We start from the raw sequence: 24,270 nt of genomic DNA, 5'->3' as shown, positions 1-24,270 counted from the left end.
AACAGGCTAATGTAGAAAGGATTGTCTCTTTTGAATAAACAAATATGGTTTCAAAGCTTAAACGAAAAACTAAATCCAGAAAATATAAAAATAGATGAAGCATTGAATTTGCACACAGTAACTAAAATGGGTGGTAAGGCAGATTTATTTGTAACGCCTACTACTCAAGACGAGGCGGCCTTTGTTGTTCAATATGCACATGAGCACGATATACCGTTATTACTACTTGGAAACGGGTCAAATATGGTTGTTCGTGATGGTGGAGTTCGAGGAATTGTGCTACGATTAGAAAATTTAAATAAAATTATAATTGATGGAAACCGTGTGATTGCCGAGAGTGGTGCCGATATTATTGATGTGTCAAGGGCAGCGGCACAGGAATCCCTAACAGGCTTAGAATTTGCTTGTGGTATTCCTGGCTCTATTGGCGGAGCCATGGCTATGAATGCTGGAGCTTATGGCGGAGAAATCCAAGATGTAATTGTTCAGTGTACAGTGCTAACTCCGGCTGGAGAAAAGCTTGTTCTTTCAAAAGAGCAATTAGAGCTAGGTTATCGGAAAAGTATAATTACAAAAAAGGGCTATTATGTATTATCGACTGAGTTTTTATTGGAAAAAGGGCATAAGGAAGAGATCGATGAAAAAATAGCAGATCTTACTTTTCAACGTGAATCAAAACAGCCTTTAGAATACCCTTCTGCTGGTAGTGTATTCAAAAGACCCCCAGGATATTTCGCAGGAAAGCTCATTCAAGACAGTGGCTTGCAGGGTAAAGGTTTTGGGGGAGCAGAGGTTTCCACGAAGCATGCAGGCTTTATCGTAAACAAAAATAATGCTACTGCAACTGATTATATTAGTACGATTGAAATGGTGAAAGAAACAGTAAAAGAAAACTTTGGCATCGAGTTAGAGTTAGAAGTGAAAATTGTTGGGGAAAATATAGATTAATACAAGCCTAGACCCATGAATATAATTATTCATGGGTCTTTTTTTGTTTAAATTCAACATGTCTGGTCCAAGTGTGAATCCTTAATGTCATACGAGAGTGATATGGTTTTTATACGAGAATATTGCTTATGTAAACAAGAGCGATCCACTGCTATTTAAGAATGATACTTATGCATTATGGTATAGATACATTATCCTGCGATTTCGCTTGTTCTTGGAAGGGAATTTTCTAAAAATGTCGAATAATGTAAAGGATAACTAAGGGGGCTTGGCTTATGAGAAAAGGGTGGAAAATTACTGCCTGGATTTTAGGTATTATTGTTGTATTAGGAGTTATTGTGGTTATTGGGTTGAATATGTATTTGTCTAGCACGAAGGCAATTATTGAAGGGGAACTTGCGATGGATGTACTGGACTCGGATGTAAAAGTCGTGCGAGACACTAACGGGGTTCCACATATTACTGCACAATCAGATGCTGACCTTTACCGAGCGCAAGGGTTTGTGCAAGCACAAGATAGACTTTTTCAAATGGATTTGGCTAGAAGACAAGCTAGTGGTCGTCTTGCAGAAGTTGTAGGGGAGTCCGCGGTTGATACAGATAAGTTTTTCTTAACCTTCAGCTTACGTGATGCTGCTGAGAAATCTTATGATGGATATAGTGAGGAAGCAAAGGAAGTATTGAAATGGTATGCAGAAGGAGTCAATGATTTCATTGAATTCGCAAAAGAAGAAAATAAATTAAGCTATGAATTCAAATTACTAGGGTATGAGCCAGAAGAGTGGACTCCAACTGACTCCCTGGCGATTGGGAAATATATGGCGTATGACTTGGGTGGAAACTGGTCAACACTTGCAATCAGACATTGGGCTTTAAGCGAATTAGATGAAGAAAAGGCGAAGGAGCTTTTTATAACATATCCTGAAAATGCCCAATCTATTATTGAGGCGAATATTAGTAAACCAGTAAATGTAAGTGGTTACTTTGATTCTTCCGTTTTACCGAACGAATTTAATGGTAGTAATAACTGGGTAGTAAGCGGGGAAAAGACAGCGAGTGGGCTTCCATTACTGGCAGACGACCCGCATTTAGGATTAAGTACACCATCCATTTGGTACCAAATGCATCTAAAATCGCCTGAACAAAATGTGAGTGGCGTTATATTTGCTGGTATACCCGGCATTATTCTTGGTCATAACGAAGAGGTTGCATGGGGTGTAACGAATGTAGGACCGGATGTACAGGATCTTTACATTGAAACGCCTAATCCTAATGACCGTACACAATTCTTATATGAAGGGGAATGGGAGCAGGCCGAGGTTCGTAATTCACCTATTAAAGTAAAGGGACAGGATGATTTGCCCTTTGAAGTAGTAGTGACACGACATGGTCCTATTATTTCTGATGTCTTATTTAAAGACGAGAAGGCTTCTGCATTGTTTTCTATGCAGTGGACCGCATTAGAACCTACACTTGAATTACAGGCAATATTGAAAATGAACAAATCGTCTAGCTGGGAAGAGTTTGAAATAGCCTTGGAAGACTTCCATGCACCAGCACAAAACTTTGTGTTTGCAGCTAAAGATGGAACGATTGCATATAAAGCGAATGGTAAGATACCTTTAAGAAAGACAGGAGATGGCCAATTGCCTGTACCTGGAGACTCAGCTGATTATGACTGGGAGGGCTTTGTTCCTTATGATGAACTTCCAATTGTCGTGAACCCAGAAGAAGGCTTTATAGCAACAGCAAACAATGAAGTCGTGGATGATTCCTATCCATATCATATTACTAATTTTTGGGCTCAATCGTATCGATATGAACGAATTGCCGAAGTACTTGAAAGTAAATCAGATATAACAAAAGAAGATATGATGAATTTACAGATGGATCAAACGAATTTATATGCTAAAGAGTTCTTAACACAAATGCTTGGGTCGGTTGAAAAACTAGATGCCAAGGGTGAATATAAAGAAATCCTCTCCTTGTTGAAGCAATGGGATCAAGTTGATGATAAAGACCAAGCAGGTCCGCTTGTATTTCATAAATGGATGAAGGAACTACCTCAGACTCTGCTAGAGGAAGAAATGCCTGAAGATGTATATTCGATGTTACCTGGTAAAGGTAATATTTCAGATCAATTATTACGAAAAGGCTATAATAATGAGCAAAGTGCTTGGTTAGAATCATACGGTGGTGTAGACAAATGGGTATATGAATCATTTGTAGAAGCAACCGAAGAAATATCCGAGGAGTTTGGATCTAACGAAAAGAAATGGAAGTGGGGCGATTACCATCAGCTAACGTTTGATCATCCTCTAGGAGGGGCTTCTCCAATTTTAGCTTATCTGTTAAATCCAACTCCAGTACCTATCGGAGGATCCAATATAACTGTTCAAGCAGCTGGATTCGGGGAAGACGGAAAAGTGGATCATGGAGCGTCTTGGCGATTTGTTGCAGATTTGGCTAATTTAAATGAGGGTTATCATATCGTTGGACCAGGGCAAAGCGGTCACATGAAATCTGAGTGGTATCATAGCCAAGTAGATGATTGGGCAGAAGGAAACTACCATACTACTGTAATAGACGGTAATGTGGAAGAAGGATATGAATTATTATTAAAAGCAAACTAAAAATAAGGCAGCCGAAGACATATTTGTCTTCGGCTGTTTTATTAATTGGAAATATAATCCCTTTAGCAAGTAAGTGGCAATTTAAAGCAAGTAAAGGAGTCTGGAGCACAAGTAAATTCCTCATGAAAGCAAGTACAAAACAAAGGAGAGCAAGTAAAAGATAGGTGAAAGCAAGTAAACAAGAAATAATATCAAAAACATTCAAATAAACATTTGAATAAGTTGCGTTTTGAATTTATTGAACATATACTGTTATCAATCAAACGATCATTTGAATGAGGTGAAAATATGCAATCGAAAGACATGTGTGAAGTAACAAAGATAAACGAAGATGTAGTACTTTCCGTAAAGAAGCAAATGCCAGAACTAGCAATGGCTGCTCAAATTTTTAAAGCCCTTGCAGACGAAACAAGACTGAAAATAGCATATGCATTAACGATAGAAGAAGAGCTTTGCGTTTGTGATGTTGGAGAAATTATAGGTTCGTCGACAGCGACAGCATCCCACCATTTACGATTTTTAAGAGATATATCTCTAGCTAAATCACAACGTAAGGGAAAACAAGTCTATTATTCGTTAGCAGACCATCATGTGAATGCGTTAGTAAAGCTCGCATATGAACATGCGATAGAAGAGGGTGAAAAGGATGGGGAAAGCAGCTAAGCAAGAATATCGATTGGAGAATCTTTCGTGTGCCAGTTGTGCCATGAAATTTGAACATAACATTAAAAACCTCCCTGAGGTTGAAGATGCAACGGTTAATTTTGGTGCATCTAAAGTATCCGTCATTGGAAAAGCAACAGTAGAGGAAATTGAAAAAGCTGGAGCATTCGATGGCATAAAAGTGACAACTGTCAAACAGCGTCAACCAGAAAAAATTTCTTTCTTTAAACGAAAAGAAAATGTATTAACGGTTATTTCCTTTGTTTTTTTAGTATCAGGGATTATCGGATCTTTTGTTTATGAGGAATCGCATCCGCTTTCAATAGGATTATTCATCGTTTCTATAGTAGTGGGAGGCTTTGACTTATTTAAAGGAGGGCTAGTTAATTTATCACGTTTTTATTTTGATATGAAGACACTTATGACGATTGCGATTATTGGAGCGGCGATAATTGGGGAATGGCGCGAGGGAGCTGTAGTAGTATTCCTATTCGCGGTAAGTGAAGCGTTAGAGGCTTACTCGATGAACAAGGCGCGTCAGTCAATCAGTCAATTAATGGATATTGCACCGCCAACAGCAACAATACGCAAAAATGGCAAGTTAATAGAGGTTGATACAGACTCTATTCAAATAAATGATGTGCTGATTGTAAAACCAGGACAAAAAATCGCCATGGATGGAATCGTTATAAAAGGTACTTCAGCAGTCAATCAGGCTTCGATTACCGGAGAATCCGTGCCAGTTATGAAGTCGATAGAGGATGAAGTATTTGCTGGCACACTAAACGAAGAAGGGTCTCTTGAAGTAAAGGTGACGAAGCGAGTAGAAGACACGACCATAGCGAAAATCATCCATCTTGTTGAAGAAGCACAAGCGGAGAAAGCTCCATCTCAAAAGTTCGTAGATAAGTTTGCGAAGTATTATACACCTGTGATTATTATGATTGCTATATTAGTCGCTACAGTTCCTCCAATTTTCGGGGCTGATTGGCAAACATGGATATACCAAGGACTTGCAGTCTTAGTAGTAGGCTGTCCGTGTGCATTAGTAGTTTCTACTCCCGTTGCAATTGTAACAGCAATTGGTAATGCAGCGAAACAGGGGGTATTGATCAAAGGTGGAATTCACTTAGAGGAGATTGGTCGACTTCAAGCAATTGCATTTGATAAAACAGGTACGTTAACAAAAGGATATCCAGAGGTAACACATGTAGAAGCAGATGTACCAAAAGAATTCATTCAAAAAGTTATGTCAATCGAAAATTACTCTCAGCATCCACTTGCTCAGGCTATCGTTAAATACGGTGCAAAAGAGCAAATTGATAGTATAGAAATCGAGCAATTCCAATCTGTCACCGGTAAAGGGGCAGAGGGAGTAGTTGAAGGAACGAAATGGTCAGTCGGAAGTGTTAGTTGGATTTCCTCTATAAGTAGTGTTTCATTTGAAGTCACAACTAAAATTGAGCAACTACAAGCAGAAGGAAATACAGTCATGCTAGCTTCAGCAGATGGTGTTTATCAAGGGTTTATAGCTGTTGCAGATCCAGTACGTCCAACAAGTAAGATTGTACTAGAAAAACTGAAAAAAGCAGGTATACGTCATACTGTTATGCTGACAGGAGATGACAAACGTACAGCAAACGCAATTGCGATGAAGCTAGGAATGACCGATGTAGAGGCGGGGCTAATGCCAGAACAAAAACTTTCTGCTATAAAATCCTTAATAGGTAAGTACAGGACGGTTGCAATGGTTGGAGATGGTGTTAATGATTCTCCTGCATTAGCAGCAGCAACTGTTGGTATTGCAATGGGTGGAGCAGGAACAGATGCGGCACTTGAAACAGCGGACGTGGCTTTAATGGGAGATGACCTAGAAAAGTTACCTTATACAATCCGTTTAAGTCGAAAAGCATTGCATATTATTAAAGAAAATATTATGTTTGCATTAGGATTAAAAATAATTGCACTGCTCCTCATTATTCCTGGGTGGTTAACTTTATGGATTGCCATCTTTGCAGATATGGGGGCTACATTACTAGTAGTGCTGAATTCTTTGCGTCTTATAAAGGTAAACAAATAGCACATACGGAGGCGGGAATATGAAGCTTACGGAATGGACGATGGAAGAACAAGAGCAGCTAATCCATTTCATGACGACAAATAGTTGGCCGTTTCATGGAAATTCACACCCAGCAAGAGAACTAATAGAAAAAACGATTGAAGAGGGTGGATATCAATCGGATGAAGTGAAAACCTTTTGGATTGAAAACGAATCAAATGAAAAAGTTGGTTTTGTTAAAATTTATGATTTACAAGATGAGATTCCCCTTTTTGACTTGCGCATTGCTGATCATGCTAGGGGTAGCGGCTATGGACCAAAGGCATTAAAACTTGTTGCAGAATATGTGTTTCAATTGCCAGAAGCGAAAATTCGTTTAGAAGGACATACAAGACAAGATAATTTTGCGATGCGAAAAACCTTTGAGCGAGCGGGATTTGTCAAGGAAGCTCAGCTACGTCAAGCTTGGTTCTCCCCTAAAGAGGATTCTTATTATGATGCAGTAACATATGGCCTGACACGAGAAGATTTCTTAAAAGGAACTGCCACACCTGTAAAATGGGATGAAGATTTTCACAAACCTGCACCTGTTAAAGAGGAACTGACCTTCCCCGAGGAATTTTACACAGAGCGTTTGTTGATACGGGCACCTAAAGTGGAGGATGCCGAAGAAATTTGGAAGGCGATAATCAATTCAGATGCAGCTCTAAAAGAGTGGATGAACTGGGCGCAAAAAAAACAATCATTGGAGCAAATCACTACTAATATGCGCCAAGCAGTGGCGGATTTTATAACTCGAAAAGATTTAAGACTTCAGTTGTATTTAAGAGATACCGGTGAATTTGTAGGTGCTTCTGGATTACATCGAATTGATTGGGACGTTAGGAAATTTGAAATTGGCTATTGGATTGATAGTAAGTTTGAAGGAAAAGGACTAATGACGGAAGCATGTGAACGTATCACTCAATTTGCATTTGAGGAACTACATGCCAATCGAGTAGAAATTCGTTGTGATAGTGAAAATGTCCGAAGCCGCTCTGTTGCAGAAAGAGCTGGATTTACACTGGAAGGCGTCCTGCAAAAAGATTCTTTATCTGCGGATGGGAAGAAGTTAAGGAATACATGTATATATGCTTATGTAAGAGAATCCATATAAAGATATAATAAAAGGTGTTGCCGATTTGGCAACACCTTTCCCTACAGTGATCGTTTTCCGCTGATTAGTTGAACTACGAAGATGATACCTGCGATAATTAATAGTGCGTGAATAAGCCCTCCGCCAATCTTCAATACTAAACCAAGTAACCAAAGTACGATTAATACAACGATGATTCCCCATAAAATTTTACCCATCTGAATATCATCCTCTCTTTTTTTTTATTTACCAGTAATATTGATATTAACAAGTTACCCTTTTGGGTATAGTATTAAACATGCTTCCATTTTTAAATGCATGAAAGGAGTGTTGTCATTGCTTACGAATGTGATGCAAGAAATAGTTCATAGTCTTGTCAGAGTAATGATGAGAGGATCGGAATACCAAACCTTTTGCAAATGTGAACAATGCGAGCGAGATATTATCGCATTGAGTTTAAATACATTGCCGGCACATTACGTTACAACAGAAAAAGGAAGAACAGCTGTTTTCGAACGTTTAAATACAACCGAAAACTTAGAGTGGATCAACAAAAGAATTATTCATTCTATTTATGTTGTGGGGAAATATCCACATCGTCACTAAAAACCTTGTCTTTATTTGATAAGGTTTTTCATATGTTTCGTTACTAAAAGGTGAATGCTGTTCAATCAGCTTCTGTCCAGTTCGAGCGTCTAGCCCATAGAGTCGCTTCAGAATTGCGAATAAAGGTGAAAAGTTCCTTAATAGTAATTCAGCAATTGTTCCAGCGTTCAGCTTGTTGCTGAAGAAAGTTATAGGGGCTGACGTAGATGCTTGGAATTTTCATAAGGTATATAGGAAAAAATATCTATAATTGTGATAGAGTCTTCATTGTAGTAAAATATATAGAGCAGAGATGAAAGGAAGATATATATGCCAACACCAAGCATGGAAGACCATATCGAACAAATTTATTTGTTAATCGAGCAGAAAGGGTATGCTCGCGTGTCTGATATTGCAGAAGCATTGTCTGTATTACCATCTTCCGTAACAAAAATGGTTCAAAAACTAGATAAAGATGGCTTCTTAATATATGAAAAGTATAGGGGACTAACTCTTACCGCAAAAGGAATGAAACTTGGCAAAAAATTGGTGAAAAGACATGAACTTTTAGAAGATTTCTTACGGATCATTGGTGTTAAAGAAGAGAATATTTACAATGATGTAGAAGGAATTGAACATCATTTAAGCTGGAACTCCATCGACCGTATTGCGGATTTAGTATTATTTTTAGAGGAGAACCCAGCATTACAGTCAAAGCTTTTAGAATTACAAGACCCAGATAGTGAGTAATCTTTCGACAATAAATAGTAAGCAATATGAAACAAATCTTGATGTATTGGCTTGGAATCTAGAAAAAATGAAAGAATTACATGGTTTGGATATGTGCATTTTAGAATATAAATAGGGTTATACATACAACCTAAAAAGGGTTGAGTTTTTCTGAGTGTTGTAAAACGTTTTCTTCAGTATTATATGAGGTAATTGATAATAAAGGTTTTTTTCACACTTTAGTGGGGATGCATTTGCATTTGTTGTTTACGATTTAGACGAATCGGTTATAGGGGAAGTAGCACATAATGTTCTTTTGAAAGTTCATGATATAAGGAACGGTAATAAAGCCGCTGTAGTTTGGACAAACATTGTCGGTAAGTTAGGGTGGAGCAGTGTTACAAAAGCTAGATAAAGTATCATTGTTTATCTGAGCTGACAAAGCGTTCTATAAATCTAATGAAACAGGGTAAGATCAGTACCATATTTGGTCAGAAGGAGAGCGGTAATTTTGATAGGAACAGCATCAGGAGAAATAGTAAAGTTACAAGTGAAAGAACAAGACGGATCGAAATGGATTTTAGCATATGATGGAATGGACATTCCGCTAAATGCTTCAGAAGCACCGGAGGACTTAGAAGTTGGTGGCACAATTGAAGCATTCTTGTTTGTGGACAGACGAGGCAATTTATCTGCTACAACGCAGCTTCCATCTATCCAAAAGGGCACATACGGTTGGGCTCGGGTTATTAAAGTAGCTGATAGAGAAGGTGTTTTCGTCGACATTGGTACGTCCAAGGAAGTTCAGGTGAAAGAAGACGATCTACCGAAAATAAAAGAATTATGGCCAGCTGTTGGTGATCATTTATATATGACTCTCCGCACAGATAAAGATGGTGAGTTATTCGGTCGTTTAGCAACAGAAGACCGTGTAGAGGAATTGTATATTGACGCTCCAACGACATTATTCAATCAGAATCTTCAAGCACGTGCATACCGCTTACTTCCTGTAGGTACCTTTTTGTTAAGTTTTCCAGAAAACTATCGAATTTTTGTTCATGAATCAGAACGCCTTAATGAACCGCGATTAGGTGAAGATTTGACTGTTCGCATTATTGATGTGAAAGAGGATGGATCACTGAATGGATCACTACTGCCTCGTAGACATGAACGTTTAGGGGACGATGCAGAATCTATATTCCGCTACCTAAATGATGTCGGCGGTAAAATGCCATTTACAGACAAGTCGTCTCCAGACGAAATCCAAGAAATGTTCAGCATGAGTAAAGCAGCGTTCAAACGCGCCTTAGGTAAACTTATGAAAGATAAAAAAATTGTACAAGAAGATGGCTGGACACAATTGAAAATGTAATTCATACGGAGTAAAGAGAATCGATTAGTCGGAACTTTTTACTCCTGTTTTCGTATTATTGAGGGAATGGAAGAGAAAGGGGTTAATAGAATGAAGAAATTATTGTTGCCATTCATTACAGCGATGTTATTAATTGGTATGATCATTGCACCTACTTATTCATTGGCAGATTCAGATGGCTCCACTGAAGAAGTCGTAAACGAAAAGTTTGGTGCACCTATCGTGGTATATGGTGGAAACCTAACTGCTGAACAAAAAGAAAGTGTAAAGAAAAGTTTGAAAATAACAGATAAATCAGATGTTCAAGAAATAGAGGTAACTGGTAAGGACCTAGCAACGTACTTACAGGATGGAGACGCATCTGCAAGAATGTTCTCTTCTGCTAAAATCACTCGTAAAGATGCAGGGAAAGGTCTAGTGATAAGCATTGTTACACCAGATGATATTACCGAGGTAACTTCTGAGATGTATGCTAATGCAATGCTAACAGCAGGAGTTCAGGATGCAGTAGTAGAAATCGCTGCACCTAAGCCTGTAACTGGCCATTCAGCCCTAGTAGGGATATACAAAGCATATGAGGTTACGGGTGAAAAACTAGATCCAGAACGCACAGATGTGGCAAATGATGAACTTTCAATTGCTACTAATCTAGCAAAAGATGCGGGTATTGATGAAGCAAAAGTAAGTGAATTATTAACAGAAATTAAAAAGCAAATTGCTGAACAAAACCCAGTTTCCCGAGAAGAAGTGGAGAAAATCGTTTCCGAGCAATTAGCCAATCTAAAAATTGAGCTTTCGGATAAAGATCGTCAGCTGCTAATCGATTTAATGGACCGCATTCGTCAACTAGATATCGATTTCAGTCAATGGTCAGATGAACTGAATGATTTAAGTAAAACAATTGAAGACAAGATTGGAGAAATAGTCGACAATGAAGGATTTTGGGAAAGTGTCAAAAACTTCTTTAGCGATTTAATAGATTCTATTCGCTCAATCTTCAACTAATATGTGAGCCCTCCGTCTTAAACAATTGATAGGAGGGCTTTGTTTTGTTCGGTGGAATAATTTGGGGATATGCTCACTCTCGTATAGCCCCTATTCTCTCGCAGGTGGCAATCTTCTAAAGCGAAGCCTATGTGCTATTATTTGCACAAAAATAGATTATTTGATATTATTAAGTTAATATATCTCGACTTCAAGATAAATTCATTAGGAGGTAGACAAATGAGATTAGCGGGAATCCACCACGTCTCAGCAATAACTGCTGACGCCGATAAAAATCATGACTTTTATACAAGAATATTAGGAATGCGATTAGTGAAAAAAAGTGTAAATCAGGATAACCCGTCATCCTATCATTTATTTTACGCAGATGCGGTAGGTACACCTGGTACAGATATGACATACTTTGACATACCGCAAGCAGGACGAACATATCCTGGTGTATCTAGTATTAGTAACACAGGTTTCCGTGTCAAAAGCGAGAAAGCTCTACAATTTTGGAAAAGTAGATTTGAGAAGTTTGATGTACCACATGACTCCATAACTGAACGATTTGGTCGTAAGACGCTTTACTTTGAAGACTTTGAGGGTGCACGACATATGCTAGTTGTCGATAATGGAGCTGGAATACCTTATGGTGAAGCATGGGTAAGGAAGGAAATTTCAGCTGATAACGCAATTATTGGCTTAGGTCCGATAAAGCTTACTGTTCGAAAATCAACCGCTACAATAAAAGTATTAACAGAAATACTTGGATTTGAGTTAGCAGGTTCCTATCCTTCCGACATCAAAGAAATGCCACATATCCAAGTTTATACAACAGGTAAAGGTGGTCCTGCTGGAGAGGTTCATTTGGAGACACGAACTGATTTACCGATGGAGCGTCCTGGACGTGGTAGTGTACATCATGTAGCCTTTAGAATTCCTTCGTTGGAGGATTATCCGAAATGGGAGGAGCGTTTACGCGAAAACGGCTTTATGACATCTGGATTAGTGGACCGATACTACTTCAAGGCAATCTATTTCAGAGAACCGAATGGTATTTTATTTGAACTGTCTACGGATGAGCCGGGGTTCGACACGGATGAACCATTGGAGAATTTGGGAGAAACACTAGCTCTACCTCCTTTTTTAGAATCAAGGAGAGTGGAAATTGAAGCAAAGTTGCGTCCGCTATCAATCAATAAATAAATATGCTAAAATTCAGAAAAGGAGTGGTTAAAGATGGAACTTCAACTCAAAGAATTAGGAAATGATGTTTATGCGTATCAGTATATTCAAGAGGGAGAAAGACTTGGGGAAATTACCTGGACCTTACTTGGGGATGTAATGGTGATGGATCACACATATGTTTCTGATAAGTTGAGAGGTCAGGGAGTTGCTAAAAAGTTATTAGATAGCGCTGCTTCTTATGCGAGAGAGCAGGAGCTAAAGATGGAGCCGGTTTGCTCGTACGTAGTAGCGGCTTTCTCGAAATCTGATGAATATGATGATGTAAAAGCATAAAACAAAAAGGCAATCCACTTCTAAATAGAAAAGGATTGCCTTTTTATGATGACCATATTAAATTTGTGTAAAAAATACTAGAATTCCTGTTAATGCCGATGCACCTGCTAACGTATAAAGGAAATCTGACTGGTTAAAAATTAACTTTTTCTCCATGAAATCTCATCCTCTCATTTCTCATTGGTAGTCTATTAGTATTAGTACCCATGTTCATATTTTTTTAAACAAGTTTAATCAGTTTCACGGAGGGGACATTAAAATTATACGAAACTTTTTTAAGTATTTATCGTAGAATTAAAAGGAACATATAAAAATGAGGGGACTGAACTTTATGTCACGTACAGGAGAAATAGCATTAGGTGTCATTAGTGCAATTATGACATTACTTAGTATTATTTTAGTAACAATTTTAGTGGTAACTGGAAGTAACGCAATGAATGATGAATTATTCAATAGTGAATTCCAAGATATCATTGCAGAGGATCCAACCATGACAGAAACGGATTTACAAATTATAAACGATAATATGCCTGCAGTTATTGATGCGTTTAGCATATTTGGTTGGGTATTTGTTTTCATTCTTGTAATTAGCTTAATCTTGAATGTTATTGGAATTATTTCTATTTCAAAAAATAAAAACCCGAAATTAGCAGGAATTATGTTTATCATAGCAGGCTTATTTGCAGGTATACTATCGCCGACATCAATTCTATTGTACATTGCAGCAATCTTGTGTTTTGTCCGCAAACCACCTGTGCAACTAGCGGAGCAAGAAGAATACTATACTACAGAGAAAACACTTTAAATAACAAAAACACCGACCTAATAGGCCGGTGTTTTCAATAGATATACATATTTTGCAGTAGTTAAAGGATGTCCTTCAAAGTATTCATCGAATTCTTCTAAACACTCAAAACCGAAATTTTCATAAAAATGACGAGCGCTATCATTCTCGCTTTCAACGTAAACAAATAGTTGTCGACCAGCTGGCATCTCATTTAGCCCCGCCAATAATAGTTTTTTTCCATAACCAATATGTTTGTACTCTGGCAATACATAAATTGCAGTTAGTTCCGCGTCGCCGTCTTCGTCCACATATGTAAAATTGGCAAAACCAATAGGCTTACCTTCATATTCAGCGACTAAGAAAATAGTTTTTTCTATTCTTTTGACTAGCATCATAGGGGAATAAGCTTTTTCTAAAAAAAGCGTTTGTATGTCAATAGGTATAATGTTTTTATATGTATCGTTCCAACTGACCTTTGCGATCTGTTGAATCATCGAAATATCATCTAACGTAGTCGCCCTAATCATTTGAAATCACCTCTGAATTCTTTTTGTAATCATAACAAAAATAACTCTAATCTTCTACAAATATATAGAATTAATATCAATTAGAAATCAAAATGTAATATAATTGGGTAAACTATTCCTTTTTAGGAATGACAAAGTATAAACCTTCTGAGCCATATAGTAGTGTTTTCGATATTTTAAGATTAAAATCTACTTAAAATTAGGTGTGAATTTATTCATAGTAGGGTATATAGATTATATATAAAACTTGGAGGTTATTATGATGGCAAAAAACAAATCACTTTTATTAGCAGGATTAGCAGCAGGTGCTTATGCTTATTTTAGGAAAAAAGAGAATCGTGATAAAGCAATGGTAGCATTTAATAATACAAAATCTAAAGTGAATGCTTACATAGACTCGCAGAAACACCAAAAATCTGATTTAACGGGAGCGGGACATCCTGATCCTCACGATATACCAGATAACAATATGGTAGATGAAGGGGCTATGACAAGCGTTCAGTACTATAATGAAGAAGTACAGGAAAAGTCGAAGAAGTCTTCCAAGGATATTGAAGATGTAGAAAAGAAACCTAACCTTAATGATCAAATAACATTATAGTGCTAATAAAACAGGAGTGTGTATAACCACACCCTGTTTTTATTATTTCCTCCAGGCAAGTGCCAAAATAGACACGGTAATCAATATGGCTCCTGTCAACGTAAATCCGCCGGTGGCATCTAGTTCCAGAAAACCTGTAATGCTTGATCCTACAACGACTCCAATAGAAAAGAATGCGTAGAAATAGCCATAAGCCTTTCCGCGATATGCCTGTTCACTTGAATCGATTAAAAGTGAGTTTATAGAAGGAAATAGAAACGCAAACCCTATTCCATATAAAGCCATCCAGACATAAAGTATGCTCAGTGGATCTGTATGTCCAAGTAATAGCATACTGATTCCCATGATACACATCCCAAAAGCAAGTGTGTAGACCGGCTTCACTCGGTCGAATATTCGGTTTATCGGAAGTATAAACACTAGAATAGCAACAAAACCAAACGTACTTAAAAGTAACCCACTTGTTTTAGTGTCAAACCCCAGATGTAATACCTTTAGAGGTAGCATATAAGCTAATACCCCTTGAGAGAACATTAAGAAAAACGCACCTGCAAATGACTTTATTATTCCATTCTGTTGAAAAATGGAGCGCACTGAGTATGGTGAGGAATCTACCTTATCCTCCCTTTCTATAGCTATTTTTCTTAACAAAACTAAAGATAATATACTTAATACAAGCATAATGGAACCTGTCATCCCTAAAACAAATACTTCACCTTGTTTGCTAGCGAGTATCCCACTAGTTGCTGGACCTACAATTGCGGCAAGTCCTACAAATGCCCCAGATAGTGCTACCCCTTTGCCACGTTTATCCTTTGAAGTTTTATTGGCCGAATAAGTAAACGCTGCAGGTACAATTAGTCCAGCAACTAAACCATGTAAAAAACGTATAACTAATAACCCAACAGGATCGCTGGCAAATTGGTAAAGGAATAACGAGATGCTCGTCGAAAACAAACCGATGATGAGGATATAAAAGGGTCCTTTTCTATCCGTTAAAAATCCTGAAACAATATTACCAATTGTATTCGAAAGGGAGTACATTCCTACCACTAAACCTGTTACAAAGGGAGTAGCACCAAGCGATTCGGCAAAGGGACTCATAATTGGTAATTGGGAAAATAAGTCGAAGAACGAGAAAAAAATAATAATATATATAAAAAAGTGCATCGCAGCTCCTCATTTCTATAGTGATCTTTACTTAAGTCTAACAGTTATTAATAGTATAAAGGTTTTAATATTATCGAAAAAGGGAATTTGTAACAAACAAAATATGCTAGGAGGAAATCATATGAAGGCAATGTTTATCTATAATCCATCTTCTGGAAAAGCAGATGCAGAGCAGTATAAAGAAACCACTATTAATGTATTAGAAGGATTAGGATATAAAGTTATCATTAAGGAGACAGAAAAACAAAATGATGCAACGGTATTTGCCAAAGAGGCCTGCGCAGAAAAAATAGACTTTTTACTGGCGATGGGTGGAGATGGGACAATAAATGAAGTAGTAAACGGTCTTGCAGAACAACTGCATCGTCCTTTATTCTCATTTATTCCACTTGGCACAGTAAATGATTTTGCACGTGCACTAGGAATTCCATTAGACCCTCACCTAGCCATTGAAGCGGTGAAAATGACTCACACACAAATGGTTGACATTGGTCAGATAGGTGATAAATATTTTATGAATATAGTAGCAATCGGTGAATTAGCTAGCCGTGTAGCAGAAGCAACTGTTGAACAAAAAACAAAAATGGGCTCACTTGCTTATCTTTTAGAAGGTATGAAAGCTATTATATCGGATGAAGAAGTAGAAATGACAATTACACACGATTCAGGTATTTGGAAGGGAACGCCTTTGCTTTTACTAGTGGCGTTAACGAATTCAGTAGGTGGGTTTGAAAAGATGGTAAACTCAGCTGAGGTAAATGATGGAAAGTTACATATTTATATTATAAAACAGGCAGGACTTACTTCTATAGCAAGAATGGGCGCTAAAATATTATTGGGAAATCTAGATAAGGATAATGGAGTTGAAGTGATTGAAACAAGCAGTGTGTTAATAGAATCAGAAAACCCATTGTATTGTAATGTGGATGGGGATGAAGGAGACTGCACACCATTAGAAATTAAAGTATTACCTAAGCATATAAAAATGTTAATTCCTCAAAAAAACTAATACGTAATAGTTGAAATAACTTTTATTTTCCAGGATAATGATATAGGTTGATACAACATACCTAATAGGATATTATGATTAAAAAGACCTAAAACGAGGAAAATGAGGTACATATGAGGACTGTAGAGAAGCAATTTTTAGAAAATTTTTCCAAAATATATAATAGAGAAACTGGTGTGACAACAAAAGTAGAGGGTTTAGATTTCTTCTTAGAATTAGAAGAACAGCTATTTCAAAAAATGTTTTCCTTTGAATTAACGGAAGCAAAACAAATTTTGAGAAGCATAATAGATATAATAATAGCTAGAACACGTAAAAATATGATTCTAAACGTAAAATATTACTACATACAACTATCAGCTGTCATGGCGAGAAAATTACACGAAAGTCAAGTACCGACTGATAAGGTTATGGCTTTTAATATTGCATGTGTAGAAACAATTGAGACGAAAATGAGTGATGCACAATTTTTACTATGCGCGGATGAGCTGGTAGAGTTTTTTGTGATGGTAATAACGGAAAGAAAGAAACCGTCATTTGGGCATCAAACAGTAAACAAGGTCATTCTTTATATTAATGATGAAATAGAAAAGAATTTAACAGTAGAGGATATTGCTAAATATTTCAATATAAGTACTAGTCATCTTTCTCGAATCTTTAGAGAGCATACGGGTGTTACTCTTGTGGAATATTTAAATGTTCGTAAAGTAGAAGAATGTCAGTACTTTTTAAGAAATACAAATAAGGCTATATCCGATATTTCGAATAGTTTTCATTTTTGTAATCAAAGCTATTTCACTCGCATATTCAAAAAGTATACAGGACTAACTCCGAAGCAATATCGTGATAACCAAGAATATCCAAGTTTTAATTATAATTTTCCTAATGAACAACAATCGGGTTAAATATTTTGGGTTATATTTGATAAATAGCTTCATAGTAAGGTATACTTCTTTATAGTTTGATGAGTGAAGGTGAATAGACATGAAAAAGAAGATTAGTTTATTTTCTATTCTTATATTTGCGGCATTAGTGCTTAGTGGGTGCTCTGGAGTAGAAAACAAAGAAGGTACTTTTTATAATATTTTTGTTCGACCTTTTGAATTTCTTATACATTTCTTTGGAGAAATGTTCAATGGTAGTTATGGTTTAGCGATTATCGCGATTACTGTACTTATTCGTCTTGTTCTTATGCCTTTAATGCTTAAAAATTATAAAAACCAACAAGGCATGAAACAAAAAATGGACAAGCTGAAACCAGAAATGGACGAAATCCAAAAGAAACTAAAAGAAACAAAAGATAAAGAACAGCAAATGGCTCTACAACAAGAAATGATGGGGTTATATCGTAAGCATGGGGTAAACCCACTAAACATGGGTTGTCTGCCAATGATTATTCAGATGCCTATTGTTATGGGATTGTATTTTGCAATTCTTTATTCAGACGATATTAAAACACATCCATTTTTATGGTTTAACTTAGGTTCTCCAGATATTGCGATGACATTAATTGCTGGAGCAGTTTATTTCATCCAAGCGAAAGTTTCATTATGGACAGTACCAGAGCAGCAGCAGAAACAAATGAAGATGATGATTTATATTTCACCTATTATGATTATGTTTATTTCCTTTAGTTCGATGGCTGCATTGCCGGTTTATTGGGCTGTCGGTGGACTATTATTAATATTCCAAACATATTTGGGGCGTAAATTTTACTCGAATCATCCAGAAAAAGCAGAAGAATCTGTATAACATTAAAACGAAGCGCTTGTTGCTTCGTTTTTTTCTTGAGTGTCCAGACTTCCAGCGCTCTTCATAGGAGGTGTATAGGAATGAAAAGAAATTGGATTTTTGGCCTACTTATCGCAGCGGTCAGTATTTCTGCATTGGTATTTATTATTAAAGGAAATATTAATATGGCTGTCTTATTTATGACGGCAATCTTCGCATTAAGTAATGGCTTCCGAGCGATCAGCTTTAAAGAAAAAGGATTCGTTAAAGAGGCAAAATGGATGAAGGGTATGTCCATATTGTTTATTGTCCTATTTTTTGTTGTGTTATTTCTGCTATTTTTTTAATAAGAAAATAAGAGCGTATTTACCTATCGTGGGTAGATGCGCTTTTACTTATTTAGGAGGATTCAATTATCGAGAAGGATGGTTATAATTATTTTGGTTAGTTTAATTTGAATACGAGAATAGTTATTGGAAAAATGGTAAACTAGAAATAACGTAATAAGAAAGAAGGAAGTCCAAAAATATGCAGTCAAGATATAATTTGTTACAGGAAAAAAAGAAAAAAAAATGGCCATATATTGTTTCTGGAACTATTGCAGGACTACTGATAGGAGTAATTGTAGTTTGGGTAGGGATGAATCAATGGAGTATCGATAAGAGTATAGAGGAACTTCGTAATCTTACAGAGGGTAAACAAACGATAGTTGTAGATAAAACAGAAGAACCTATTATAGAAGAACCTATTGTTGAAGAACCAAAACAGGATGTTCCTGTTAAAGAAGAGCCTGTTATAGAAGAAGTAGATATGTCTGGTGCAAAGGGCTATGTTGGAAATGAAGTATTGCCTCAGGAACCCACAATAGTAAACGGTGTACTAATCGCTAGCAAAAAGTATCCTCTTCCCCCGACCTATGCCCCTGGTGAAAGCAAAGAGGCAAGAGCAGCATTTCAAGAAATGGCTGCTGAGGCAACTTTGTCTGGCTATGACCTTATAGCTTTCAGTACATATCGATCTTTTGACTATCAAACTCAGTTGTATGATCGTTATGTGACGAATGACGGTCAAGATGCTGCAGATCGTTATAGCGCACGTCCTGGCTATTCTGAACATCAAACGGGACTAGCCTTTGATATAGGAGAGCAACACTTTGAGCAACATTTTGCGAAGGAAAGCTTCGGTGAAACGGAGGCCGGGAAGTGGGTGGCTGCCAATGCCCATAAGTACGGATTTATCATGCGTTATCCTAATGGATCAGAAAAAATTACAGGCTATATGTATGAGCCTTGGCACTTCCGGTATGTTGGTGAAGAATTAGCTGTTCAAGTGTATGAAGCAAACGTAACCTTAGAAGAGTTCTTGGATCTCTAAGTGACCAGAATAAGAATATTGAAAAGAGGTTTCCATTTCTGGAAACCTCTTTTTTGGAAGAATAATATTATTTATAAAAATATCATAAGATAATTATGAAGCGACAAGAATGTCCTAAGCATGCTGCTGAAAACGATAGAAACAGGTCTTATTCTTAAAAGGATTTTTCGGTAATTTGTAGTTTTATTAAAGTATTGGTGAAATCAGACGGGCTAATGACTCTTTAAATTTAATAATTCTAGATCTACTTTCGTATACTTCCATAGTCATCTCCGTGGATAACTTCATATCCTCTTCAAATAATTCAGCTAACTGATGAGAAGTTTCACGGTCATATATAAATGCATTTATTTCAAAATTTAATTTAAAACTTCGCACATCAATATTTGCGGTTCCCACCGTAGAAGCCTCATCATCAATAACAATCATTTTGGTATGCAAAAACCCATTTTGGTAAATATACACTTTAGCTCCAGCTTTTATTAAATCCCCAACATATGAATAAGTTGCCCAGTAAACAAAAATATGATCAGGTTTGTTTGGTATCATGATTCTTACATCAATACCAGAAAGACATGCGATTCGTAACGTGTCCATGAAGCTAGCATCTGGGATGAAATATGGAGACTGTATATAAATATATTTTTTAGCCATCATAATTAACTTAAGGTACCCATTTTTTATTTGTTCCCATTCGGAATCAGGTCCACTTGAAACAATTTGTAAACCAACGGAACCTTTCATCGGAATAGCTGGGAAAAATATGTCAGAGTACTCGATATCATGCTCTGTTGAGGCTTGGTTCCAATCGAGAATGAATCGAGTTTGGAGCGGATGGACTGAACTACCTTCAATACGTAAATGCGTATCGCGCCAATATCCAAATTTCTTTTTTAGCCCAAGATATTCATCGCCAACATTAAACCCTCCGATATACCCTATTCTTCCATCAATTACGACAATTTTTCGGTGGTTCCGGTAATTCATACGTGGATTGATTAGTGGGAAGATAGAAGGGAAAAATGCTTCTACACGACCACCCAGCGCAATAAGTTCTTTAAAATGCTTCTTTCTTAAAGAACGCGATCCAGTATCATCGTATAAAATTCTTACTTTTACCCCTTGTTTTGCTTTTTCTAACAATGCCTGATAAATTTGTTGACCAAGTGAATCTAATCGAAATATATAGTACTGAATGTGGATATGATCCTTTGCATGTTCAATATCGCGAATGAGTGCATCAAACTTCTCTCGTCCATCGATGAAAATTTCTACTTTATTGTCTTGAGTTAAGACAGCTTGGTTATTATGTAAATGCATGACGATTAACTCTTTGTAGTGCATAGCATCATCTAAACGAAAATCGAATGAGTCGTCTTCAATAGCTTCCATTTGAAATTCAATGAGCTTATCGATACCGATCTTGTTTTTTCCTTCCCAACGGAATAATGTTTTTTTTCTTAGCTTTCTTCCAAACAATAAGTAAATACCAAAGCCTAAGATCGGAATAAAGAAAAGGACTAGAATCCATGCCCAAGTAGCAGAGGCATCTCGACGTTCTAAAAATATTAGAGCAATCGCCAAAGAAATATTTAAAATTAGAATGCCGGAAACGATAATACCATAAAAACTTGCTATCAAATTTTCACCCCCCCGGTGCCTGTTTATTTATTTCTAGTATAGCCGATTTGTCTCAAAGAAAGTAGGGTAGACATATATTAAGTAGAAAGTAATTCCTACTTGACCAATAGGGATAAAAGTATTATTATATGGTGAGCACAAAAGATGGAGGTCTTTATATGAATTTATTATTTATTATTCTTAACATTGTAGCTTTACTGCTTTTAGTTGGGGTATTAATCATAATGCAAAAAAAACATGTTTCCTTTTCGAAGCGTGTATTTACAGCACTAGGATTGGGTATTTTACTTGGGTTAATATTGAATATTGCCTATGGGGTAGATTCGGAAGTATTAGCAGAAACAGTTCCTTGGTACAATCTGATTGGTACTGGTTACGTAAAATTATTACAAATGATCGTTATGCCATTGGTATTCATCTCTATTTTAGGGGCGTTTACAAAAATTACGATTGGTAAAAACTTTGGTAAAATGGCGGCAATTATTTTAAGTTTCTTAATAGGAACAACTGCCATTGCTGCTGTTATTGGTATTAGCTCTGCGGCATTATTCGATTTGAATGCAGAACAAATCATTCAAGGGGATGCAGAAACAGAACGTGCAGAATACTATGAAGGTCGCTCTGCAGAAGTTGCAGATAAAGCACTTCCAGACCAAATGCTAGACTTATTACCTGCAAACCCATTTTTAGATTTTACAGGAGCACGTCCAACGTCAACTATCGGTGTTGTTATCTTTGCGGCATTTTTAGGCTTTGCTTATTTAGGATTAGCTCGTAAAGAGAAAGAAACTGCAGCTATTATTAAAACTGGCATTGATGCAGTTTACAAACTAATTATGCGAGTAGTAACGCTAGTACTTCGCTTAACTCCGTTCGGAATTTTAGCGATTATTGCAAGAACCGTTGCGACATCAGATTTTGGTGCAATTTATAATTTAGGTAAGTTCGTTCTTGCTTCTTATGTAGCGTTAGCAGTAGTCTTTGCTATCCATTTATTAATCATTACGCTATCTGGATTAAATCCAATTACGTATGTTAAAAAGGCAGCAGAACCATTAATTTTTGCATTCACTTCACGATCAAGTGCAGGAACATTACCGATTAATATTAATGCACAAACGACTAAAATGGGTGTATCAGAAGGAGTTGCTAACTTTTCTGGATCGTTTGGGTTATCTATTGGTCAAAACGGTTGTGCCGGAATTTACCCGGCTATGCTAGCATTTATGATAGCTCCATCAGCTGGTATCAATCCATTAGATCCTATGTTCATCCTAACTGTAGTTGCAGTAGTCGCAATTAGTTCCTTTGGTGTTGCAGGAGTTGGAGGCGGCGCAACATTTGCTGCAATCCTTGTTCTATCTGCATTAAATTTACCGGTTGCATTAGCAGGGCTTCTAGTATCTGTTGAACCGTTAATAGATATGGGACGTACAGCAGTAAATGTAAGTGGTTCAATGACTGCTGGTGTCGCAACTGCGAAAATCACTGGGGAATTAGATAAGGACCTATATAATACACCTTTAAGTAAAATAGTAACTGAAGAAGCATAAAATATTATTAGAAAAGCTATCCTTTCAAAGGATGGCTTTTTTTAGCTTTAAAAGAAAGAGTAATCCTGTGGACACTTTCGGCGGGCGAGACCGAGCCTCCTCCACGGAAAGCATCCGTCCTTCGCTACAATCAACATTATATCTATGATTCTGTTTTTAAAGTCGGGCGTCTTTTGCCCGTTTTTTTATGTTTAAAATAAATTCTCGAACCCAGCCATTACACTATCTAAATGCGAAATATTTAAAAAACTTTTACATAATATGGTGTAGTAGTTTGCTATAATCGATTTAACTAGGTTGTAAGGAGATGGGAGAATGCTACAAGCAATAAGTCTTTCCAAAAAATTTAAAACAAAGGAAGTTGTAAGAGAAATAAACATGGAACTATTGGCGGGGGAATCAGTTGGACTATTAGGGCCTAATGGTGCAGGGAAATCGACGACTATTTCTATGTTGTCCTCTTTAGTCATACCAACAAGTGGAGATGTTCTATGGGATGATAAGTCCATTTCAAAAAATCCTGAGCCATTGCGTAAAACATTAGGGGTAGTTCCTCAAGAAATTGCCCTATATCCTGAGCTTTCTGCTAGAGAAAACCTGGCTTTTTTCGGAAGAATATATGGGTTGAAAGGGGAACTTTTAGAAACACGGATAACAGAAGTCCTAAAGAAAATTGGATTGTCTGATAGACAAAAGGATATAGTTAAAACCTTTTCAGGTGGTATGAAAAGACGTTTAAACATTGGGGCGGCTCTTTTACACAAACCTTCTATGCTAATTATGGATGAACCGACTGTCGGGATTGATCCTCAATCTAGGACGTATATTTTAGAAACAGTTAAACATTTTGTAGAAGAGGGAATGACACTTTTATATACTAGTCACTACATGGAAGAAGTAGAAATGCTATGTGACAAAATTTATATTATGGATCAGGGCAGAATAATTGCTTATGGTACAAAAGAGGAGCTTAAAGAGCTGGTCTCAGATAACCAAACCATTGAGTTGAAAGCGGACTTATTTACTGCAAATTTTGAAAAGGCTCTAGGTGAACGCTTTCCAAAAGCAACCCTCCGAATAGAAGAAAAGATACTAACGATTTCAATGTCCAAAAGTGAAGAGCCATTAGCTACTATTTTTGCGATTGCTGCTGCAAATAATGTAGTGATAACCTCTGCGATTGTCAAAGTGCCATCTCTGGAAGATGTGTTTTTGCATTTGACTGGAAAAGCACTGAGAGATTAA

General features: G+C 36.9%; 24 protein-coding genes. 20 read left to right on the top strand and 4 right to left on the bottom strand.

Features of this window, described 5'->3' with window-relative positions; all coding sequences use genetic code 11:
• Nucleotides 1-30 precede the first annotated feature (30 nt).
• The 5 genes from murB (at nucleotide 31) to MKY29_RS19425 (ending at nucleotide 7,459) form a co-directional block, all read left to right on the top strand.
• Nucleotides 31-948: a UDP-N-acetylmuramate dehydrogenase gene (gene murB, locus MKY29_RS19445; RefSeq protein ID WP_340880584.1), complete on the top strand. Its 918-nt coding sequence runs from the start codon at nucleotides 31-33 to the stop codon at nucleotides 946-948.
• A 275-nt stretch (nucleotides 949-1,223) separates the two neighbouring features.
• Nucleotides 1,224-3,581, top strand: coding sequence for a penicillin acylase family protein (locus tag MKY29_RS19440; RefSeq protein ID WP_340880583.1), 2,358 nt, complete (start codon nucleotides 1,224-1,226; stop codon nucleotides 3,579-3,581).
• A 288-nt stretch (nucleotides 3,582-3,869) separates the two neighbouring features.
• Entirely contained in the window at nucleotides 3,870-4,244 is a 375-nt protein-coding gene (locus tag MKY29_RS19435; protein WP_340880582.1) for an ArsR/SmtB family transcription factor, read from the top strand.
• Nucleotides 4,228-6,324 (top strand): heavy metal translocating P-type ATPase, encoded by a 2,097-nt coding sequence (locus MKY29_RS19430; RefSeq protein WP_340880581.1) that lies wholly within the window; start codon nucleotides 4,228-4,230, stop codon nucleotides 6,322-6,324. The genes MKY29_RS19435 and MKY29_RS19430 overlap by 17 nt, the downstream gene beginning before the upstream one ends.
• A 19-nt stretch (nucleotides 6,325-6,343) precedes the next feature.
• Nucleotides 6,344-7,459, top strand: a complete 1,116-nt coding sequence (locus MKY29_RS19425; RefSeq protein ID WP_093495615.1) for a GNAT family N-acetyltransferase — start codon at nucleotides 6,344-6,346, stop codon at nucleotides 7,457-7,459.
• Nucleotides 7,460-7,500: 41 nt separating this feature from the next.
• Here MKY29_RS19425 and MKY29_RS19420 read toward each other — a convergent pair whose 3' ends face one another.
• Entirely contained in the window at nucleotides 7,501-7,656 is a 156-nt protein-coding gene (locus tag MKY29_RS19420; protein ID WP_139175992.1) for a lmo0937 family membrane protein, read from the bottom strand.
• Between the two features lie 109 nt (nucleotides 7,657-7,765).
• Here MKY29_RS19420 and MKY29_RS19415 point away from each other — a divergent pair, with 109 nt between their 5' ends.
• From MKY29_RS19415 to MKY29_RS19385, 7 genes are all read left to right on the top strand, one after another.
• On the top strand, nucleotides 7,766-8,044 hold the full coding sequence (locus MKY29_RS19415) for a late competence development ComFB family protein (protein ID WP_333474083.1): 279 nt from the start codon (nucleotides 7,766-7,768) through the stop codon (nucleotides 8,042-8,044).
• 309 nt (nucleotides 8,045-8,353) lie between these two features.
• Nucleotides 8,354-8,773 carry a transcriptional regulator MntR gene (mntR, locus tag MKY29_RS19410; protein ID WP_241597944.1) on the top strand — a complete coding sequence of 140 codons (420 nt, stop codon included), beginning with the start codon at nucleotides 8,354-8,356 and terminating at the stop codon, nucleotides 8,771-8,773.
• Between the two features lie 490 nt (nucleotides 8,774-9,263).
• Nucleotides 9,264-10,124, top strand: a complete 861-nt coding sequence (locus tag MKY29_RS19405) for a CvfB family protein (protein WP_090566380.1) — start codon at nucleotides 9,264-9,266, stop codon at nucleotides 10,122-10,124.
• Between the two features lie 90 nt (nucleotides 10,125-10,214).
• The gene (locus MKY29_RS19400; protein WP_093495614.1) at nucleotides 10,215-11,129 is read left to right on the top strand and encodes a DUF1002 domain-containing protein; all 915 of its coding nucleotides are present in this window, start codon (nucleotides 10,215-10,217) and stop codon (nucleotides 11,127-11,129) included.
• 219 nt (nucleotides 11,130-11,348) lie between these two features.
• Entirely contained in the window at nucleotides 11,349-12,317 is a 969-nt protein-coding gene (locus tag MKY29_RS19395; RefSeq protein ID WP_340880579.1) for a ring-cleaving dioxygenase, read from the top strand.
• A 33-nt stretch (nucleotides 12,318-12,350) separates the two neighbouring features.
• The gene (locus tag MKY29_RS19390; RefSeq protein ID WP_093495612.1) at nucleotides 12,351-12,632 is read left to right on the top strand and encodes a GNAT family N-acetyltransferase; all 282 of its coding nucleotides are present in this window, start codon (nucleotides 12,351-12,353) and stop codon (nucleotides 12,630-12,632) included.
• A 331-nt stretch (nucleotides 12,633-12,963) separates the two neighbouring features.
• Entirely contained in the window at nucleotides 12,964-13,437 is a 474-nt protein-coding gene (locus tag MKY29_RS19385) for a DUF4064 domain-containing protein (protein WP_241597932.1), read from the top strand.
• Between the two features lie 17 nt (nucleotides 13,438-13,454).
• Here the strand turns inward: MKY29_RS19385 and MKY29_RS19380 are convergent, their stop codons facing one another.
• Nucleotides 13,455-13,946: a GNAT family N-acetyltransferase gene (locus MKY29_RS19380; protein ID WP_093495611.1), complete on the bottom strand. Its 492-nt coding sequence runs from the start codon at nucleotides 13,944-13,946 to the stop codon at nucleotides 13,455-13,457.
• 262 nt (nucleotides 13,947-14,208) lie between these two features.
• Here MKY29_RS19380 and MKY29_RS19375 point away from each other — a divergent pair, with 262 nt between their 5' ends.
• A complete protein-coding gene (locus MKY29_RS19375; RefSeq protein ID WP_090566398.1) occupies nucleotides 14,209-14,547 on the top strand; it encodes a hypothetical protein in 339 nt (112 codons plus the stop codon).
• Between the two features lie 42 nt (nucleotides 14,548-14,589).
• On the opposite strand, the gene MKY29_RS19370 is transcribed toward MKY29_RS19375, so the two are convergent.
• Entirely contained in the window at nucleotides 14,590-15,717 is a 1,128-nt protein-coding gene (locus MKY29_RS19370) for an MFS transporter (RefSeq protein WP_093495610.1), read from the bottom strand.
• Between the two features lie 121 nt (nucleotides 15,718-15,838).
• Here MKY29_RS19370 and MKY29_RS19365 point away from each other — a divergent pair, with 121 nt between their 5' ends.
• The 5 genes from MKY29_RS19365 (at nucleotide 15,839) to MKY29_RS19345 (ending at nucleotide 19,831) form a co-directional block, all read left to right on the top strand.
• The gene (locus MKY29_RS19365) at nucleotides 15,839-16,726 is read left to right on the top strand and encodes a diacylglycerol/lipid kinase family protein (RefSeq protein ID WP_340880578.1); all 888 of its coding nucleotides are present in this window, start codon (nucleotides 15,839-15,841) and stop codon (nucleotides 16,724-16,726) included.
• A 113-nt stretch (nucleotides 16,727-16,839) separates the two neighbouring features.
• Nucleotides 16,840-17,631, top strand: coding sequence for an AraC family transcriptional regulator (locus tag MKY29_RS19360; RefSeq protein ID WP_090566407.1), 792 nt, complete (start codon nucleotides 16,840-16,842; stop codon nucleotides 17,629-17,631).
• A gap of 79 nt (nucleotides 17,632-17,710) precedes the next feature.
• A complete protein-coding gene (gene yidC, locus MKY29_RS19355; RefSeq protein ID WP_090566410.1) occupies nucleotides 17,711-18,478 on the top strand; it encodes a membrane protein insertase YidC in 768 nt (255 codons plus the stop codon).
• Between the two features lie 80 nt (nucleotides 18,479-18,558).
• A complete protein-coding gene (locus MKY29_RS19350) occupies nucleotides 18,559-18,804 on the top strand; it encodes a hypothetical protein (protein ID WP_090566413.1) in 246 nt (81 codons plus the stop codon).
• Between the two features lie 181 nt (nucleotides 18,805-18,985).
• On the top strand, nucleotides 18,986-19,831 hold the full coding sequence (locus tag MKY29_RS19345) for a M15 family metallopeptidase (RefSeq protein ID WP_340880577.1): 846 nt from the start codon (nucleotides 18,986-18,988) through the stop codon (nucleotides 19,829-19,831).
• 186 nt (nucleotides 19,832-20,017) lie between these two features.
• Here the strand turns inward: MKY29_RS19345 and cls are convergent, their stop codons facing one another.
• Nucleotides 20,018-21,472, bottom strand: a complete 1,455-nt coding sequence (gene cls, locus MKY29_RS19340) for a cardiolipin synthase (RefSeq protein ID WP_241597926.1) — start codon at nucleotides 21,470-21,472, stop codon at nucleotides 20,018-20,020.
• 158 nt (nucleotides 21,473-21,630) lie between these two features.
• Between cls and MKY29_RS19335 the strand changes: the two genes are divergently transcribed.
• Together MKY29_RS19335 and MKY29_RS19330 are read left to right on the top strand one after the other, a co-directional pair.
• Nucleotides 21,631-23,025: an L-cystine transporter gene (locus MKY29_RS19335; RefSeq protein ID WP_093495606.1), complete on the top strand. Its 1,395-nt coding sequence runs from the start codon at nucleotides 21,631-21,633 to the stop codon at nucleotides 23,023-23,025.
• Nucleotides 23,026-23,340: 315 nt separating this feature from the next.
• The gene (locus MKY29_RS19330) at nucleotides 23,341-24,270 is read left to right on the top strand and encodes an ABC transporter ATP-binding protein (RefSeq protein WP_241597924.1); all 930 of its coding nucleotides are present in this window, start codon (nucleotides 23,341-23,343) and stop codon (nucleotides 24,268-24,270) included.

The organism is Psychrobacillus sp. FSL K6-2365 (genome assembly GCF_038003165.1).
Classification (GTDB): Bacteria; Bacillota; Bacilli; order Bacillales_A; family Planococcaceae; genus Psychrobacillus; species Psychrobacillus psychrodurans.
This window is presented reverse-complemented; position numbering and strand designations above follow the sequence as displayed.

What these genes read in the sequence shown, in the direction of transcription:
- MKY29_RS19440 (WP_340880583.1), top strand. Translation starts at nt 1,224, where the DNA reads ATGAGAAAAGGGTGGAAAATTACTGCCTGGATTTTAGGTATTATTGTT.
- MKY29_RS19435 (WP_340880582.1), top strand. Translation starts at nt 3,870, where the DNA reads ATGCAATCGAAAGACATGTGTGAAGTAACAAAGATAAACGAAGATGTA.
- MKY29_RS19430 (WP_340880581.1), top strand. Translation starts at nt 4,228, where the DNA reads ATGGGGAAAGCAGCTAAGCAAGAATATCGATTGGAGAATCTTTCGTGT.
- MKY29_RS19425 (WP_093495615.1), top strand. Translation starts at nt 6,344, where the DNA reads ATGAAGCTTACGGAATGGACGATGGAAGAACAAGAGCAGCTAATCCAT.
- MKY29_RS19420 (WP_139175992.1), bottom strand. Translation starts at nt 7,656, where the DNA reads ATGGGTAAAATTTTATGGGGAATCATCGTTGTATTAATCGTACTTTGG.
- mntR (WP_241597944.1), top strand. Translation starts at nt 8,354, where the DNA reads ATGCCAACACCAAGCATGGAAGACCATATCGAACAAATTTATTTGTTA.
- MKY29_RS19400 (WP_093495614.1), top strand. Translation starts at nt 10,215, where the DNA reads ATGAAGAAATTATTGTTGCCATTCATTACAGCGATGTTATTAATTGGT.
- MKY29_RS19395 (WP_340880579.1), top strand. Translation starts at nt 11,349, where the DNA reads ATGAGATTAGCGGGAATCCACCACGTCTCAGCAATAACTGCTGACGCC.
- MKY29_RS19390 (WP_093495612.1), top strand. Translation starts at nt 12,351, where the DNA reads ATGGAACTTCAACTCAAAGAATTAGGAAATGATGTTTATGCGTATCAG.
- MKY29_RS19385 (WP_241597932.1), top strand. Translation starts at nt 12,964, where the DNA reads ATGTCACGTACAGGAGAAATAGCATTAGGTGTCATTAGTGCAATTATG.
- MKY29_RS19380 (WP_093495611.1), bottom strand. Translation starts at nt 13,946, where the DNA reads ATGATTAGGGCGACTACGTTAGATGATATTTCGATGATTCAACAGATC.
- MKY29_RS19375 (WP_090566398.1), top strand. Translation starts at nt 14,209, where the DNA reads ATGGCAAAAAACAAATCACTTTTATTAGCAGGATTAGCAGCAGGTGCT.
- MKY29_RS19370 (WP_093495610.1), bottom strand. Translation starts at nt 15,717, where the DNA reads ATGCACTTTTTTATATATATTATTATTTTTTTCTCGTTCTTCGACTTA.
- MKY29_RS19365 (WP_340880578.1), top strand. Translation starts at nt 15,839, where the DNA reads ATGAAGGCAATGTTTATCTATAATCCATCTTCTGGAAAAGCAGATGCA.
- MKY29_RS19360 (WP_090566407.1), top strand. Translation starts at nt 16,840, where the DNA reads ATGAGGACTGTAGAGAAGCAATTTTTAGAAAATTTTTCCAAAATATAT.
- yidC (WP_090566410.1), top strand. Translation starts at nt 17,711, where the DNA reads ATGAAAAAGAAGATTAGTTTATTTTCTATTCTTATATTTGCGGCATTA.
- MKY29_RS19350 (WP_090566413.1), top strand. Translation starts at nt 18,559, where the DNA reads ATGAAAAGAAATTGGATTTTTGGCCTACTTATCGCAGCGGTCAGTATT.
- MKY29_RS19345 (WP_340880577.1), top strand. Translation starts at nt 18,986, where the DNA reads ATGCAGTCAAGATATAATTTGTTACAGGAAAAAAAGAAAAAAAAATGG.
- MKY29_RS19335 (WP_093495606.1), top strand. Translation starts at nt 21,631, where the DNA reads ATGAATTTATTATTTATTATTCTTAACATTGTAGCTTTACTGCTTTTA.
- MKY29_RS19330 (WP_241597924.1), top strand. Translation starts at nt 23,341, where the DNA reads ATGCTACAAGCAATAAGTCTTTCCAAAAAATTTAAAACAAAGGAAGTT.